Consider the following 15,152-nt stretch of genomic DNA (forward strand, 5'->3'; position numbering starts at 1 on the left):
CCACCGGTATCAGAGCGCCGGCGCGCTCCATGCCTCGTCGTCGACCCGGGAGGCGTCCGGGCAGCGATTCGACCGCGGATCGCCCGATTCCAGGTCGATCGCGGAGCCGTACAGGAGCACACAGCGCTGTTGCTGTCCCGAATCGCGAATATTGTCCGTGCGGAGAATTCCCAGCGTGGCATCGTGCGCGACGCGGTCCTGGTCGAAACGCAACGTCCCGGTCAAGCCGACATAGGGCTCATCGCGCATCTCCATGGCGACGGCGGCACGGTTCGGGACGGTTTCGGCCGCACCGACCCGCTCGAGTCGGCCCGCATTGCGCCGCGCCGCGTCGAGAATCATTCCGGCCACCTCGTACGCCAAACCGGTCCGGTCGGCGGGCCACGCCGGTCGATACCTCTCGCTGTCCTGGCTCAGTTCGGCAAGGAGGGCGCAGAACTCCGAATACGCCGGGCTGGCCTGCGGCCTGCCGACTCGCCCCGCGCCCGCGACGCAATCACGACCGCCCAGCACGGCCGGGGCGCCCTTGGTCACGTAGCGCACCGACAGCCCGATCGGGACGGCCTCGAGGCCGTGCGGATCGGCGATCACCCGGGTTACCGCGTCGTCGCCGAGGACGGTCGGCAGGTCGGCGCCACCGCAGCCCCGCACCGCGGACTCGAGGAACGGCACGAAATCGTAGTTGCGCCCGGCGAAGAAATGCACTGTGCTCGACTCGGCCACACCGTCGGAGCACAACGGATCCATCCCGCTCAGCTCACTCTGATGGGCCCACGGATGCGACTCGACGCGAATGGGCCTGGAGCCCAGCTCTTTTCGCAAGGCCGCGACGAGCGACCGCACGTACAGATCGGCGGGCTCGTCCGGATAGTAGATGACCACCCTGTCGTAGCGGCGCTGCCCGGCACGGGCACTTCCGTCCGGAAACCGCGCGCCCACAACATAATCGGAGACCAGCCGGGCCTGCTGCACGTTGTCCGGCACCGGCTGCAGGTACAGCGGTGACGCATCTGCGAGACCGTCGCCGGACAGCGTGGTAGGGACGACCGGCACACCCATCTCCCCGAAGCGGCCGATGACCTGCTCGGTGTCTTCGCTGCTGCGATCCATCCCGACCGCGGCCAGCACCCGGGGATCCGCGCGCACCAGCGGGCGCAACAGGTTGTCGACGACCCAGGGCGCGGCCCGCATGTTCAGCCCGCCGTTGGCCACGACCACCCGCAGCAGCGGCGCCGAGGCTTGCGGCGCCCGGTTCAGCTGACGTTGCCGCATGGCGAGTCCCGCAAGCTCTTCCGCCTGCGCCCGGGGGTAATACTCGCTGCTGTTCGCGGAGTAGGTCAACCCGGCGAAATAGATCAGCGACACCAGCGGCCGCCGCGGGCTCGCCACATGCCGCTGTTCGGCGATCTCGTTCTGGCGGAACACCTCTCGCTGCATATCGGTCAGCACCGGATCGGAGCCGAAGGTCAGCCGGTCGTCGGCGCTGTAGCCGACGCACTCCCCCGCGCGAATCACGGTGCCCGCGTGGGATTCACATGGTGCCTGCGGCGGCAGCAGCGACCGGGCCACCGGAACAGCGGCCACCAGCAGGACGACCACGGCCACCATGGCGACGACCTGCCGGCGCCGCGTCCAGAACGGCGGCAGGGGCGGCAGAGACCCGGGTCCGGCGGGCAACGGCGCGTCCGCGCGTGCCAGTGCGCCGGGCAGCGCCAGCGCCAGGTACCACGCACCGTCGGCATGCCGCCGCCGCAGCGCGCCGATGGCGTCCCGCCATTGCGCCAGCGGTCCGCGCGGCGCTCCGGTGCGGCCGGGCGGTTCGGCGAAAAACTGCTCGATCTCGCCGACGGGCCGATCGTCCGGGGCAACGGTCATCGTGGCGACGACTGCCAGCGGATCGAACATCCCGGTGTCGTTGCGAATGTCGTTGATCGCGCGCAGGAATTCGCCCGCGACGCTGCCCGGTTCCGCCGACTGCAGCAGCACCACCGGGTAGGCCGTGCGCCGCCAGCTCGACGGCCGCAGCAGGCGGCGGCGATACGCGCACCGCAGATCCTCCAGAAACGCGTGCACGAGCAGCTTGGCAACCTGCTCGGGGTCCTCGTGCCGCCGGTTGGGCTGGACCAGGCGGCCCGCGAAACCCAGGAAACTGACCGACAATTCGGGGCTGAGGTACCGCTGACCCATGAACCAGCGCGCCTCCCGCGACAACCCCGGCGCCCGCCCGCTGACGAACAGCCACAGCTGCAGCGCCGGCCACAGCCGCACCAGCACCTGCACCGGCCACGGGGTCTTGTCCGCGGCGGCGTCGGCCGCGTCGTGCACGGCGCCCTGCGGGCGGCCCCGGGCCACGCGCAGCAACTCGGGCACGCGATCCTCGAGTTCCGCCGTGACATCGACATCGGCGGCGAATTCCCGGCCGACCAGCCAGGCCGCGATGCGGTAGCGCGGGAAGGTGATCGGCCCGGCGCCGGAGTTGTCCATGGCCAGCCCGATCCGCAACCGGTCGAGCAGTCCGACCAGCGCGGTGAGGTCAGCGGTCGCCGCACCCCTCCTCGGCGGATCGGCGGTCACCAGGACCCGCGGGGCCGCCCGCCCGTTGCCCCGCACCAACCACGCCGACGTCCGCTCCAGCAGTGTGCTGTCGGCGGCGTTCGCGCCGACCAGGCATACGATCGGCGGTGGCAGCGGCCGCCGCCGGTGCCGCAACACGGTCCGCCAGACATGCGGCCACACCCGCGGCTTCTCGTCCGGCACGAACAGCGCGCGCAGCAGCGCCAAATACTCGACGACGATCTCCGGCACCCTCAGTCCCCATTGTGCAGCGCGTGGCGGGCACGGCGGTCACCCACCCGGTACGACGTGTTCGCCCGCACCGTGCTGCTCATCGCTGCGGTACGGCTGAAAACCCGAGTGTGCCAGGTAATCCCGGATCGTGCCGGGCTTCGCGTCCCGCGAACGACGCCGAGCCCGGTTCAGAAGCCCAGTTTGCCCAGCTGTTTCGGATCGCGCTGCCAATCCTTGGCGACCTTGACGTGCAGGTGCAGATAGATGCGGGTGCCGAGGATGTGCTCGATCTGCTTGCGGGCGGCGGTGCCGACTTCCTTCAGGCGCGAGCCGCCCTTGCCGATCACGATCGCCTTCTGGCTCGGGCGTTCCACGTACAGCAGCGCGTGGACGTCGAGCATGTCCTCGTGTTCCTCGCGCGGCAGCACCTCCTCGATGACGACCGCCAGCGAATGCGGCAGCTCGTCGCGCACGCCCTCCAGCGCGGCCTCGCGGATCAGCTCGGCCATCAGGGTTTCCTCGGGCTCGTCGGTCAGCTCGCCGTCGGGGTAGAACGCCGGGCCCTCCGGCATTTTCGAGGCGATGACATCGACCAGCACCTCGACCTGCTCGCCCCGCACCGCCGAGACCGGGACCACCTCCGCCTCCGGGCCGAGCAGTTGCGACACGGCGACCAGTTGCTGGGCGACCTGGTCCCGGCTCACCTTGTCGATCTTGGTGACCACGCCGAGCAGGGTGGTCTTCGGCGCCATCTGGGTGATCTGCTGGACGATCCAGCGGTCGCCGGGCCCGATCTTCTCGTCGGCGGGGATGCACAGGGCGATGAGGTCGACCTCGGAGTACGTGTCGCGCACCAGATCGTTGAGCCGCTGGCCCAGCAGCGTGCGCGGCCGGTGCAGGCCGGGCGTGTCGACGAGGATGAGCTGGGCGTGCTCACGGTGCACGATGCCGCGGATGGTGTGCCGGGTGGTCTGCGGGCGCGAGGAGGTGATGGCGATCTTCCGGCCCACCATGGCATTGGTGAGCGTCGACTTGCCGGTGTTCGGGCGGCCGACGAAACAGACGAAGCCGGAACGGAATTCGCCGGTCATTCGAACACCCCGGACTCGGCGTCGGGATCGAAATCCTCGGGCAGGTTGCCCCGGCGCGGTGCGGTCACCTCACCGCCGATGGGGTTTTCCACCCCGTACGGATTCTCCTTCGCCGCGCTCCCCGCCGCCGTGCCGGTGAACGTCGCGACCACCTCGCCCTTACGGTCGGTGAGGACGATCCGCGCCTGCCGCGACACCTCGTGCACCGCGGCGGCGCCCGGGTCCTGGCGTTGCCCGCCGACCACCACCGCCGCCTCGAAACCCTCTGCGCCACTGGAGATCGCGGCCGCCACGGCCGCCTGCAACGCGGTCAGCGACAGGGCCCGCAACTCCACGGTGCCCGCGGCGTAGGTGCGGCCGTCGGTGTCGCGCACCGCCGCGCCGCTGCCGCCGCCGCTGCGGCCCATCGCGCCGCGGGCCAGCACCAGCAGCTTGTTGTCCTCGGCGTCCAGCCCCGCGGTGTCAGTCATCGCCTTCTCCATCCTCGTTCCCGGCAAAACCGTTGTCCCCCTTGCTTTTCGCGTCCACCTTCGCCGGTGCGCGCTTGACCACCACGGTGTGCACCCGCACCCGGCCGCGCGCATCGGCGCCGCCCTCGCCGCGCAGCTGCAACCCGTGTACCACGATCTTCGAACCCGGCAGCGGCACGCGGCCCAGGGCGTGCGCCAGCAGGCCGCCCACGGTGTCGACGTCCTCTTCCTCGATCTCCATGTCGAACAGCTCGCCGAGGTCGTCCACCGACAGCCGCGCCGACACCCGGTACTTGCCGTGGCCGAGGTCCTCGACGGGGGCGATCTCGTCGGTGTCGTACTCGTCGGCGATCTCGCCCACGATCTCCTCGAGCACGTCCTCGATGGTCACCAGTCCGGCGATGCCGCCGTACTCGTCGACCAGCAGCGCCATGTGGATGCGGCGGCGCTGCATCTCATCCAGCAGCGCGTCCAGCGGCTTGGAGTCGGGCACGAAGACCGGCGGCCGCATCACCTCGCTGACCCGGACCTTCCTGCCCCGATCGGCGTAGGGCACCAAGTCTTTCAGATACACGACGCCCAGAATGTCGTCGACGTTCTCGCCGACCACCGGGATGCGGGAGTGCCCGGACCGTACCGCCAGCGACATCGCCTGCGAGGCGGTCTTGTCCGCCTCGATCCACACCATCTCGGTACGCGGCACCATCACCGCGCGCGCCGGGGTGTCGCCGAGTTCGAAGACCGACTGGATCATCCGGCGCTCGTCGGAATCCACCACGCCGCTCTGCTGGGCCATGTCCACGACCTCGCGCAGCTCGACCTCGGAAGCGAAGGGGCCGTTGCGAAAACCTTTACCGGGGGTGATCGCATTACCGATCAGGATCAGCAGGCGGCTCACCGGGCCCAGCAGCGACCCGATCGTCTGCAGCGGCAGCGCCGCGCCGAGCGAGATCGAATACGCGTGCTGGCGGCCCAGCGTGCGCGGACCGACACCGATGACCACATAGTCGACCAGCACCATCACCACTGCGGTGACCAGCAGCGCCCATCCGGTGCTCAGCCAGTCGGCCAGCGCGGCCGCCAGCAGCACGGTGGCGGTGATCTCACAGACCAGGCGCAGCAGCACCATCAGGTTCACGTAGCGAGGGCGGTCCACCACGATGCGGGCCAGGCGACGGGCGCCGCCGCGGTCGGCGCGCACCAGATCGTCCACGCGGGCGGGCGAGATGGTGGCCAGGGCCGCGTCGATGGCCGCGAACACGCCACCGACGGGGACGAGCAGAATCGCCAGCAGCAGCAGGGTCAGCGAATTCACGCGCGGCCCTTCGCGGGTGGTGACGGGGCTCGGCTCATGCCGGGTCCAGAGGGTCGCCGGGTGCGGTGAACCCCGTCTTGCCCAGCAGGCGGCGATCGCGTTCGGCGAGTTCGGCCCGGCGCTGCGCCTCGCGCAGGCTCTCGTACCATTCGGCGAGCAGACGGTTCTGCAGGCCGAACATCTCCTTCTCCTCCTCCGGCTCGGCATGGTCGTAGCCGAGCAGATGCAGGACGCCGTGCACGGTGAGCAGCGCCAGTTCGTGGTCGAGCGCGTGCCCCGCCTTGGTCGCCTGCGCGGCCGCGAATTCCGGGCACAGCACGATATCGCCGAGCATCGACGGTCCCGGCTCGCCACTGTCCGGGCGGCCGCCGGGCTCCAGCTCGTCCATCGGGAACGACATCACATCGGTCGGTCCCGGCAGGTCCATCCACCGCATGTGCAGGTCGGCCATCGTGTCGAGATCGACCAGCACCATGGACAACTCGGCCGCCGGATGCACATCCATCCGCCCGATCACGAACCGCGCGACACTGACCAACTCTTCCTCGGATACGTCCATACCCGACTCGTTGGCGATCTCGATACTCACCCTGTCAGCCTAATCGGAGGCGCGGTTACCACCGGGCAGCGGTGCACACCAGCCCGCCGCCCACCACAAGCAACTCACCCGACCACCACGGTTTTCGGCGCGGCTCGGTTTTCGGGTGCCGCTGCGAAGCGACGAAGGAGCCAGCAGCGGCGCCCGAAAACCGAGCCACAGGGCGCCGAAAACCCGCCGCAGCGAAGCGAAGGCCAAATTACAGCCTACCGCCGGGTGGATCGGCTGGCAGCGCGGCGCTGGGCCCTGTTGCCCGGGTAGTGCGGGACCTGGGGGCGGTCCTCGGCCTCGTAGCGGTCGTAGGCGTCGACGATCTCCGAGACCAGGCGGTGGCGCACCACGTCGCTCGAGGTGAGTTCGGCGAAGTGGATATCGTCGATGTCGGTGAGGATGTCGCTGACGACACGCAGGCCCGACCGCGTTCCGCCGGGCAGATCGACCTGGGTGATGTCGCCGGTGACGACGATCTTGGAGCCGAAACCGAGCCGGGTGAGGAACATCTTCATCTGCTCGGGCGTGGTGTTCTGCGCCTCGTCCAGGATGATGAAGGAGTCGTTGAGCGAACGGCCGCGCATATAGGCCAGCGGCGCCACCTCGATGACACCGGACGTCATCAGCTTCGGGATGGCCTCCGGGTCCATCATGTCGTGCAGCGCGTCGTAGAGCGGGCGCAGGTACGGGTCGATCTTCTCGTTCAGCGTGCCGGGCAGGAAGCCGAGACGCTCGCCCGCCTCCACCGCGGGACGGGTGAGGATGATCCGGCTGACCTGCTTGCCCTGCAGCGCCTGCACGGCCTTCGCCACCGCCAGATAGGTCTTGCCGGTACCGGCGGGGCCGATGCCGAACACGACGGTGTGCTCGTCGATGGCGTCGACGTAGCGCTTCTGGTTCAGCGTCTTGGGCCGGATGGTCTTGCCGCGACGGGACAGAATGTCCAGGCTCAGCACCTCGGCCGGGGAATCGGAGGATCCCTCGGTAAGCATGGAGAACGTGTGCCGCACCGCCTCGGGTGTCACCACGCGGTTGCGTCCGGTCAGCGCCACCAGCTGCTCGATGACCCGCTCGGCGAGTGCGACGTCGGCGGCCCGGCCGGTCAGCGTGACCGAATTGCCGCGGACGTGAATATCGGCGTCGAGCAGACGCTCGAGTTCCCGAAGATTCTCGTCGGCCGAGCCGAGGAAGCCGAAGACTGATTCAGGAGCGAGTTCGATGCTGGAACGTACGGTCCGTGCGGCGGGGCTGGAGCCGTTGCCGCCGGCACCGATGCCGGCCTGGGGAGTAGTCGGGTCGCCGATGTCGCCTGAGGTTCGCAATAGGTGCTATGGCCTGCTTTCGTTCTCGAGCGTGTCGATTCGTTGTGCTGAAAGTTTAGCTCGGACCACCGACAACTCCCAGTGAATATGTGGCCACCACCAGGTCACGGGCCCGTTCCGCTCGGTTTCGCCGAACGCGAACAGGGGTACGCGCGACTCAGCGCTGCGACCAGTCGAAAGCGAAGTCGCGGAAGCGCCCGACGGCGTCGGTGGGCGCCGCGGCCGCGGACCAGATCAGCCCGGCCGCCCGCACGGCGCCCGGGTCGGCCAGTGGTACCAGGACCGGGCCGGGTTGCGGTCCGCGTACGGGCGCCTCCTCCATGGGCAGCAGCGCGACGCCCAACCCCGCCGCCACCAGGCCCGCGACGGTCACCAGATCCGTCGACTCCAGGCCGATGCGCGGCCGGAAATCGGCCGCGGCACAGAGGTCGTCGAGGATGCGGCGCATGCCGAAGCCCGTGGGCATGGCGATGAATTCGGTGTCCGCGGCCTCGGCCAGCCGCACCTGCCGCCGCCCTGCCAGCCGGTGATCGGCGGGGACCGCCAGCGCCAGCCGCTGCCGCAGCAGCGTTCGCCAGCCGAGCCCCGCGACCGCCGGTTTCGGCGACACCAGGCCCAGATCGGCGTCGCCGTCGAGCACCTGCGCCGTCACCACCTCGGCGGCGTCCTGGCGGAGGCTGAAGGTGATGCGGCCGGAGCCGCGGCGGAATCCGGCGACCAGGTCCGGAACGATCCGCGCGCCGAACGAGTGCAGGAACGACAGCCGCACCACGCCTGCGGCCGGGTTCACGAGGTCCGCGAGTTCGCGTCGGGCGGCATCGAGTTCCGCTTGGGCACGGCGGGCGTGCTCGTAGTAGACGCGGCCGGACGCGTTGAGCGTCAAGCGTTTTCCGTGTCGGTCGAACAGCCGGACGCCGAGCCGGTGTTCCAGCCGGGCCAGCATGCGCGAGAGCGTCGGCTGGGCGAGGTGCAGCTGATCGGCGGCCGCGCCGACTCGCTCCCGCTCGGCGAGGGTGAGAAACCAGTGCAAATCGTCACTCGGCACGCGCGCGCACTCCCGTCGGACCTTCGCTAATGCCGTCTCGGCATGAACTTCGTGATCATTATGCATTTCCTTTCGAAGGAGCGGGTGTCGAAGCTGGAGATATGACGACCGCGCCCGCCACGGCCTCGACCGCCACCTCGGCACACGAGCGCCGGATCACGCTGGCCCTGTTCGCGGCGGGGCTGACCACCTTCGCCTCGATGTACAGCGCGCAGGCGCTGCTGCCGAGCCTGTCCACGGCGTTCTCGGCGACACCGGCGCACGCGGCGCTGGCGGTATCGCTGACCACCGGGCTGCTGGCGCTGGCGATCGTTCCGGTGAGCGTGCTGTCGGGACGGTTCGGGCGGACGCGCGTGATGGTCACCGCGGCGGTGGTGTCGAGCGCGGTCGGGCTGGCGCTGCCGTTCAGCCCGACGCTGGATGTGCTGCTGGCCGGGCGCGCCGTCCAAGGGCTGGCGCTGGCGGGGGTGCCCGCCGTGGCGATGGCCTACCTGGCCGAGGAGGTCGGCACCGCAGGGCTGGGTGCGGCGATGGGAATCTACGTGTCCGGCACGACGATCGGCGGGCTCGCCGGACGGCTGCTGCCGGCCTTCACGCTGGAACTGGCGTCGTGGCGGTGGGCGGACGCGGTGGTGGCGGTCGCCGCGGCAGTGTGCACGGTGTGGTTCGCGCGGTCGCTGCCGCCGTCCCGGCGGTTCGTCGCCCAGCCACTCGGAATTCGTTCGCTGGCAAGCGATCTCGGCGGGCATCTGCGCCATCGCACCCTGCTCCCGTTGTTCGGGCTGGGGTTCGTGCTGATGGGCGGCTTCGTCTCGATGTACAACTTCCTCGGCTACCGGCTCATCGGCGAGCCGTTCGGATTGTCCGCGGCCACAGCGGGTTCGGTCTTCCTGATGTACCTGGCGGGCACCGTCACCTCCGCCACCGCGGGCCGCCTGGCCGACCGGCACGGCCGCGCCCGCATCCTCACGATCTCGGTGGCGACCATGGCAGCCGGTCTGTTGATCACCCTGCCCGACAACCTGCCGCTCGTCCTGCTCGGCGTCCTGCTCTGCACCGCAGGCTTTTTCGGCGCCCACTCGGTCGCCAGCGGCTGGGTCGGGGCCGCCGCCACCGGCAACCGCGCCACCGCCTCCTCCCTCTACCTGTTCGCCTACTACCTGGGCAGTTCGCTGGTCGGCGGGGCCGCGGGCATCGCCTACAGCCGGCACGGCTGGGCGGGCCTGACCACCTACGTGGCCGCCCTACTCACCATCGCCGCAGCCCTGTCCACAACTCTCGCCCTGCGATCCCGCCCTCACCCCATACCATCCGGAAGCACCCGGAAGGCGGCGTAGTGAGCCAGTGGCCGGAGCGTACGAAAACCCCGCCGGTCCGAGGTAAGTACCGCGCAGGTGTCGTATCCGGCGGCCAGCGCAACGCAGTCCGCGTCGACCGGGTCCGAGCGAGCTGTGTGATGCCGGTCACAACATTGCTCTGCGGGGAACCGCGGTCACTCCCGAGCGTCCAAGGCCATGAGGGACAACATCTTTCGGAACGAAGGAAATCGCATGGGACTTCGGATGGCTACTATTCTCGCCTGCACGGCGATCTCGGGATTCGGTCTGGTCACCGCCGGTGCGGCCGTGGCGACGCCGCCGGTCGTGCAGGTGGACCATCAGCAGCAGCCCGGGCCGCCGGAAGGCTGCCCGCCGCCACCGCTGGGTCCGGACGGCAAGCTGCTGCCGCCGCCGCTCGGTCCGGACGGCAGGCCACTGCCGCCGCCCACCGGCGCCGACGGCCGCCCCTGCACGCCGCCCCACGGCAAGCGGCCGCCGGGAGCCTGACGGCCTTCGCATACAGGTCAGGGTGGCGCCCGGTCACCAGCGGGGGGTCAAGGCGCCCAGGGCGCCCAGGGCGACGGCGGCGGCGGTCGAAGTGCGCAGGACGGTGGGGCCCAGTAGGGCCACGGAGGCGCCCGCTTCGGAAAGGGCCGTGAGTTCGCCGTCGTCCAGGCCGCCTTCCGGGCCGACGATCAGCACGATCCGGGAGGCCGCCGCGACGGGCAGGTCGACGAAGCGCGATCGGCCGGACTCGTGCAGGGCGACCACGATCCCGTTGTCCGCCTTGGCTTCTCGCACCAGGTCCAGCACGTCCGGTGTGCGATGCAGGTCCCGGACCTCGGGAATGTAGGCCCGGCGGGACTGCCGGGCCGCCGAGCGCGCGGCGGCCCGCCACTTCTCGACGCCCTTGTGCGCCTTGCCCTCCCAGTTGGCGACGCAGCGCGCGGCCTGCCAGGGCACCACGACGTCGGCACCCGCCTCGGTCATCAACTCCACCGCCAGCTCGGACCGGTCCGATTTCGGCAGCGCCTGCACCACCGTCACCGGCGGCGAAACAGCTTCCGCGACAACCCGATTCAGAACCTGCAGCTCCAGCATGTCCTTCCGCGCCGCGACGACCTCGGATTCGGCCAGCACACCGGCGCCGTCGGAGAGCGTGACCGGCTCGCCTACCCGGATCCGGCGCACGGTCGCGGCATGGCGGCCCTCGGGACCCGCCAGCACCGCGACACCGCCCGGCTCCGGAATCTCGTCGAGGTAGAAGACCGTCGCGGCCACGGCCCGCTCAGCGTCCGCTGAACGAGGCCCGCAACCGCGCGAACAGGCCGCTGTTGTGTTCCGACTGCGCCGAGAGCACCTCGGTGCGCTCGCCGTTGCGCGTCGCCTTGTACTTGCGCAGCAGGTCGGACTGCTTGCTGTCCAGTTTCGTCGGCACCACGATGTCCAGGTGCGCGACCAGATCACCGCGCGCGCTGGATCGCAGCTTCGGCATGCCGTGCCCCCGCAGCACCGACACCTCGCCGGGCTGGGTCCCCGCGGGAATGGTCAGCTCGGTCGGGCCGTCGAGAATCGTGTCGATCACCACGGTCGCGCCGAGCGCCGCGTCGACCATCGGCACCCGGATCGTGCAGTGCAGGTCGTCGCCGTCGCGCACGAACATGTCGTGCGGCTGCTCGACGATCTCCACGTACAGGTCGCCCGCGGGGCCGCCGCCGGGACCGATCTCGCCCTGCGCGGCCAGCCGCACCCGCATGCCGTTGGCCACACCGGCCGGAATCGGCGCGGCGATCTCGCGACGCGACCGCACCCGACCGTCGCCACCGCACTTGCGGCACGGATCCGGGATGGTCTCACCGGTGCCGCGGCAGGTGGGGCACGGCCGCGAGGTCATCACCTGGCCCAGGAAGGACCGCTGCACCGTCTGCACCTCCCCGGCGCCGCCACAGGTCTCGCAGCGCACCGGCTTGGAGTTGCCGTTGGTGCCCGCGCCCTGACACACATCGCAGAGCACCGCGGTGTCGACGGTCAGGTGCTTGGTGACCCCGACCGCGCATTCGGCCAGCGACAACCGCGTCCGCAGCAGCGAATCCGCGCCCGGCTGCACCCGGCCGCGCGGCCGGCGCGGACCGGCGTTGCCCATACCGCCGAAGAACGCCTCGAAGACATCGCCCAGACCCCCGAACCCGGCCCCGGCGAAACCGGCACCGCCGCCCGCCGACTCCATCGGGTCGCCGCCCATGTCGACGATGCGCCGCTTCTCCGGGTCGCTGAGCACCTCGTAGGCGGTCGACACCTCGCGGAACTTCTCCTGCGCGTCCGCGTCCGGGTTGACGTCGGGGTGCAGCTCCCGCGCCAGCTTCCGATAGGCGCGTTTGATCTCCTGGTCGGTCGCGTTGCGGCCGACGCCGAGAATTCCGTAGTAGTCCCGTGCCACTTGCGTCTCTAGTCCTGTTCCGAATCTGTTCCGCTCACAACCGTTGCGGCCGTGGCCAACTCATCGCTCGGCGAGCACCTCGCCGATGTACCGGGCGACCGCCGCCACCGAGGCGATCGTTCCGGGGTAGTCCATGCGGGTCGGGCCGACAACTCCCATGCCCCCGAGCACCGTACCCGGCACACCGTACCCGGTGGACACCACGGAGGTTCCACGCATCTGTTCCACCTGCGTCTCCTCCCCGATCTGCACGGTCACCATGCCCGGCTGCTGCGCCGCGGCCAGCAGTTTCAGCACGATCACCTGCTCCTCGAGCGCTTCCAGCACCGACCGCAGCGAACCGGGGAAACCGAAGTCGCCGACATTGCGGGTGAGGTTGGCGGTACCGCCGAGCACCAGCCGCTCCTCCGGATGCTCCACCAGCGTCTCCACCAGGACCGTCGAGACCCGCACCAGCACGTCGCGCAGCCGCGGCGGGGCGTGCTCGGGCAGTTCGGCCACCGCCGTGGACGCCGCCGACAGGCGCTTGCCGTCCATGGCCTTGCCCAGCATGCCGCGCAGCGCCGCCAGATCCTCCTCGTCGACGACCGTGCCCAACTCGACCAGGCGCTGATCGACGCGGCCGGTGTCGGTGATCACCACCAGCAGCAGGCGCGCCGGATTCAGTGCGACGACCTCGAGGTGGCGGACCGTCGAGGCCGAGACGGTCGGATACTGGACCATCGCGACCTGGCGGGTCAGCTGTGCCAGCAGGCGGACGCCGCGGCGCAGCACGTCGTCCAGATCGACGCCGTTCTCCAGGAATTCGATGATGGCCCGCCGCTCGGCCGGTGACAGCGGCTTCACCTCGGCGATGTTGTCGACGAACTGCCGGTAGCCCTTGTCGGTGGGTATGCGACCGGAACTGGTGTGTGGCTGGGTGATGTAACCCTCCGCCTCGAGCACCGCCATGTCGTTGCGTACTGTGGCGCTGGACACGCCCAGATTGTGCCTGTCGACCAGCGTCTTAGAGCCGATCGGTTCCTTGGTCGCGATATAGTCCGCGACGATCGCACGCAGGACCTCGATCCGCCGTTGCTCCGTGCTCGGCATCGGCCCCACCTCCTCGCTCGCCATCGGTCCGGCCGGGCGCGTGACCGCGTCACGACACGGCGCGATCACACGGATCCCGGGTTCATCCGGAACCCAGTCTAATTGCCCAGCGGACAATTACCGGCGCACACGTCCTGACCTGTGTGGGGATGGGGCGCCGCGCAGGTTATTCGGGGCCGGCGGCCTTACCGGCGGCCGCGTCCAGACCGAGCATGGCCAGCAGCGACGTGCAGTCGTCGGCATCGGTGGCGTAACTGGCGACCGCCCGCGCGGCCATCGCGCAGCGCCGCGTGTTCTCCGCCTTCTCCGCGGCGCGGGACTCGGCGAAATCGCTCTGATCGTTGACAAGGGTGATGCGTGCCTGCGGCATGAGACTCCTCGGGGTTGTGTCGAACGCTACACCCCCGCTCGCGCGCTCTCGGCCCCAACCACGGAATCGCCGAGGGAGCACGGCGGCAGATCCGGCGAATCGGGCGGCCGTCAGGTGAGCAGTTCGCGAACGACCGCGTCGGCGAGCAGGCGTCCCCGCGCCGTGAGAATCATGCGGCCGCGGACTTCTCGGGCCAGGCCGTCCGCGACGATGCGGTGCGCGGCGGCGCGCCCGGCGGCATCGAGGTCGTCCAGCGGCAGGCCGGAGCGCAGGCGGACCACGAGCATGACGCGTTCGGTGTACCGCTCCGCCGCCGTCAGCGCCTCCCAGCCCGCCGCCGGGAGCCCGCCCGCCGCGACCCGGTCCGCGTATCGCGCCGGATGCTTCACGTTCCACCACCGCACGCCGCCGAGGTGACTGTGCGCGCCCGGACCCGCACCGAGCCAGTCACCGCCGTCCCAGTAGCCGAGGTTGTGCCGGCAGCGGGCGGAATCGCTTGCGGCCCAGTTGGATACCTCGTACCAGGTGAGCCCCGCGGAGACGAGACGCGCGTCGATGCGTTCGTAGCGGGCGGCGAGGACGTCGTCGTCGGGGGCGGGGAGTTCGCCGCGCCGGACCTTGCGGGCCATGGCGGTGCCGTCCTCGACGATCAGCGAGTAGGCCGAGACGTGGTCGACGCCGGCGGCCAGCACCGCGTCGAGACTGGCGTCCAGATCGGCATCGGTTTCGCCCGGCGTGCCGTAGATGAGGTCGAGGTTGACGTGGTCGAATCCCGCGGCCTCGGCCTCGCGGGCAGCGGCTACCGCGCGGCCGGGCGTGTGCGTGCGGTCGAGCACCTTCAGCACATGCTCGGCCGCGGACTGCATGCCCAGCGATACCCGCGTGAATCCCGCCTCCCGGATGCGCTCGAAGAATTGCGGCGAGGTCGATTCCGGATTCGATTCGGTGGTTATCTCGGCGTCGGGGGCGAGGGTGAAATTCGCGCGGACCGCGGCCAGGACCTCCGCCAACCCGTCACCGCCGAGCAGCGAAGGGGTCCCACCGCCGACGAATACCGTCGACACGTCCGGCTGCGGGCTGGGCAGCGCGGCGAACGATTCCGCGGCTGCGGCGAGTTCGCCTCGCAACGCCGCCAACCACGATCCCGGCGACGCGGAGGTGCCCAACTCTCCGGCGGTGTAGGTGTTGAAGTCGCAATATCCGCACCTGGTCGCGCAGAACGGCACGTGAACGTAGATGCCGAACGGGCCGCCGCCGAAGTCCCGCAGCGCGGGATCGGTGTCAGGGCGGATGGCAGACGAGGTCACCGGTCCAG

13 protein-coding genes and 1 pseudogene are annotated in these 15,152 nt (G+C 70.3%); 2 read left to right on the forward strand and 12 right to left on the reverse strand.

Translation table 11 applies throughout. From position 1 onward, the window contains the following. Nucleotides 1–9: 9 nt before the first annotated feature. From NWFMUON74_RS26225 to NWFMUON74_RS26255, 7 genes and pseudogenes are all read right to left on the reverse strand, one after another. Nucleotides 10–2,805 (reverse strand): type 1 periplasmic-binding domain-containing protein, encoded by a 2,796-nt coding sequence (locus NWFMUON74_RS26225; protein WP_187684440.1) that lies wholly within the window; start codon nucleotides 2,803–2,805, stop codon nucleotides 10–12. Between the two features lie 170 nt (nucleotides 2,806–2,975). Beyond that, nucleotides 2,976–3,878 carry a GTPase Era gene (era, locus tag NWFMUON74_RS26230; protein ID WP_187684441.1) on the reverse strand — a complete coding sequence of 301 codons (903 nt, stop codon included), beginning with the start codon at nucleotides 3,876–3,878 and terminating at the stop codon, nucleotides 2,976–2,978. A gap of 146 nt (nucleotides 3,879–4,024) precedes the next feature. Next, nucleotides 4,025–4,348, reverse strand: a pseudogene (locus tag NWFMUON74_RS36340) (cytidine deaminase); the annotation flags it as partial. Then, nucleotides 4,341–5,663, reverse strand: coding sequence for a hemolysin family protein (locus NWFMUON74_RS26240; RefSeq protein ID WP_187684443.1), 1,323 nt, complete (start codon nucleotides 5,661–5,663; stop codon nucleotides 4,341–4,343). The gene NWFMUON74_RS26240 and the pseudogene NWFMUON74_RS36340, both read right to left, overlap by 8 nt. A gap of 34 nt (nucleotides 5,664–5,697) precedes the next feature. After that, complete coding sequence (gene ybeY / locus NWFMUON74_RS26245; RefSeq protein WP_187684444.1) at nucleotides 5,698–6,252, reverse strand: rRNA maturation RNase YbeY; 555 nt, start codon at nucleotides 6,250–6,252, stop codon at nucleotides 5,698–5,700. A gap of 215 nt (nucleotides 6,253–6,467) precedes the next feature. Next, a complete protein-coding gene (locus tag NWFMUON74_RS26250) occupies nucleotides 6,468–7,526 on the reverse strand; it encodes a PhoH family protein (RefSeq protein ID WP_187689427.1) in 1,059 nt (352 codons plus the stop codon). A 205-nt stretch (nucleotides 7,527–7,731) separates the two neighbouring features. Then, nucleotides 7,732–8,619, reverse strand: coding sequence for a LysR family transcriptional regulator (locus NWFMUON74_RS26255; RefSeq protein ID WP_232110605.1), 888 nt, complete (start codon nucleotides 8,617–8,619; stop codon nucleotides 7,732–7,734). A gap of 101 nt (nucleotides 8,620–8,720) precedes the next feature. Between NWFMUON74_RS26255 and NWFMUON74_RS26260 the strand changes: the two genes are divergently transcribed. After that, a complete protein-coding gene (locus NWFMUON74_RS26260; protein WP_187684446.1) occupies nucleotides 8,721–9,956 on the forward strand; it encodes an MFS transporter in 1,236 nt (411 codons plus the stop codon). Nucleotides 9,957–10,169: 213 nt separating this feature from the next. Further along, entirely contained in the window at nucleotides 10,170–10,445 is a 276-nt protein-coding gene (locus NWFMUON74_RS26265) for a hypothetical protein (protein WP_187684447.1), read from the forward strand. Nucleotides 10,446–10,478: 33 nt separating this feature from the next. Here the strand turns inward: NWFMUON74_RS26265 and NWFMUON74_RS26270 are convergent, their stop codons facing one another. The 5 genes from NWFMUON74_RS26270 to hemW all read right to left on the reverse strand — a co-directional run bounded on the left by NWFMUON74_RS26270 (nucleotide 10,479) and on the right by hemW (nucleotide 15,144). After that, entirely contained in the window at nucleotides 10,479–11,219 is a 741-nt protein-coding gene (locus NWFMUON74_RS26270; protein ID WP_187684448.1) for a 16S rRNA (uracil(1498)-N(3))-methyltransferase, read from the reverse strand. Between the two features lie 7 nt (nucleotides 11,220–11,226). Beyond that, the gene (dnaJ, locus tag NWFMUON74_RS26275) at nucleotides 11,227–12,375 is read right to left on the reverse strand and encodes a molecular chaperone DnaJ (RefSeq protein ID WP_187684449.1); all 1,149 of its coding nucleotides are present in this window, start codon (nucleotides 12,373–12,375) and stop codon (nucleotides 11,227–11,229) included. A 60-nt stretch (nucleotides 12,376–12,435) separates the two neighbouring features. After that, nucleotides 12,436–13,467 (reverse strand): heat-inducible transcriptional repressor HrcA, encoded by a 1,032-nt coding sequence (gene hrcA / locus NWFMUON74_RS26280; protein WP_187684450.1) that lies wholly within the window; start codon nucleotides 13,465–13,467, stop codon nucleotides 12,436–12,438. 166 nt (nucleotides 13,468–13,633) lie between these two features. Further along, a complete protein-coding gene (locus NWFMUON74_RS26285; protein WP_187684451.1) occupies nucleotides 13,634–13,837 on the reverse strand; it encodes a hypothetical protein in 204 nt (67 codons plus the stop codon). A 110-nt stretch (nucleotides 13,838–13,947) separates the two neighbouring features. Beyond that, complete coding sequence (hemW, locus tag NWFMUON74_RS26290) at nucleotides 13,948–15,144, reverse strand: radical SAM family heme chaperone HemW (protein WP_187684452.1); 1,197 nt, start codon at nucleotides 15,142–15,144, stop codon at nucleotides 13,948–13,950. Nucleotides 15,145–15,152: the final 8 nt, after the last annotated feature.

It is taken from the genome of Nocardia wallacei, from assembly GCF_014466955.1.
GTDB lineage: Bacteria > Actinomycetota > Actinomycetes > Mycobacteriales > Mycobacteriaceae > Nocardia > Nocardia wallacei.

Coding starts and splice junctions, on each gene's coding strand:
- NWFMUON74_RS26285 (WP_187684451.1), bottom strand. CDS start 13,837: ATGCCGCAGGCACGCATCACCCTTGTCAACGATCAGAGCGATTTCGCC.
- hrcA (WP_187684450.1), bottom strand. CDS start 13,467: ATGCCGAGCACGGAGCAACGGCGGATCGAGGTCCTGCGTGCGATCGTC.
- era (WP_187684441.1), bottom strand. CDS start 3,878: ATGACCGGCGAATTCCGTTCCGGCTTCGTCTGTTTCGTCGGCCGCCCG.
- NWFMUON74_RS26265 (WP_187684447.1), top strand. CDS start 10,170: ATGGGACTTCGGATGGCTACTATTCTCGCCTGCACGGCGATCTCGGGA.
- NWFMUON74_RS26260 (WP_187684446.1), top strand. CDS start 8,721: ATGACGACCGCGCCCGCCACGGCCTCGACCGCCACCTCGGCACACGAG.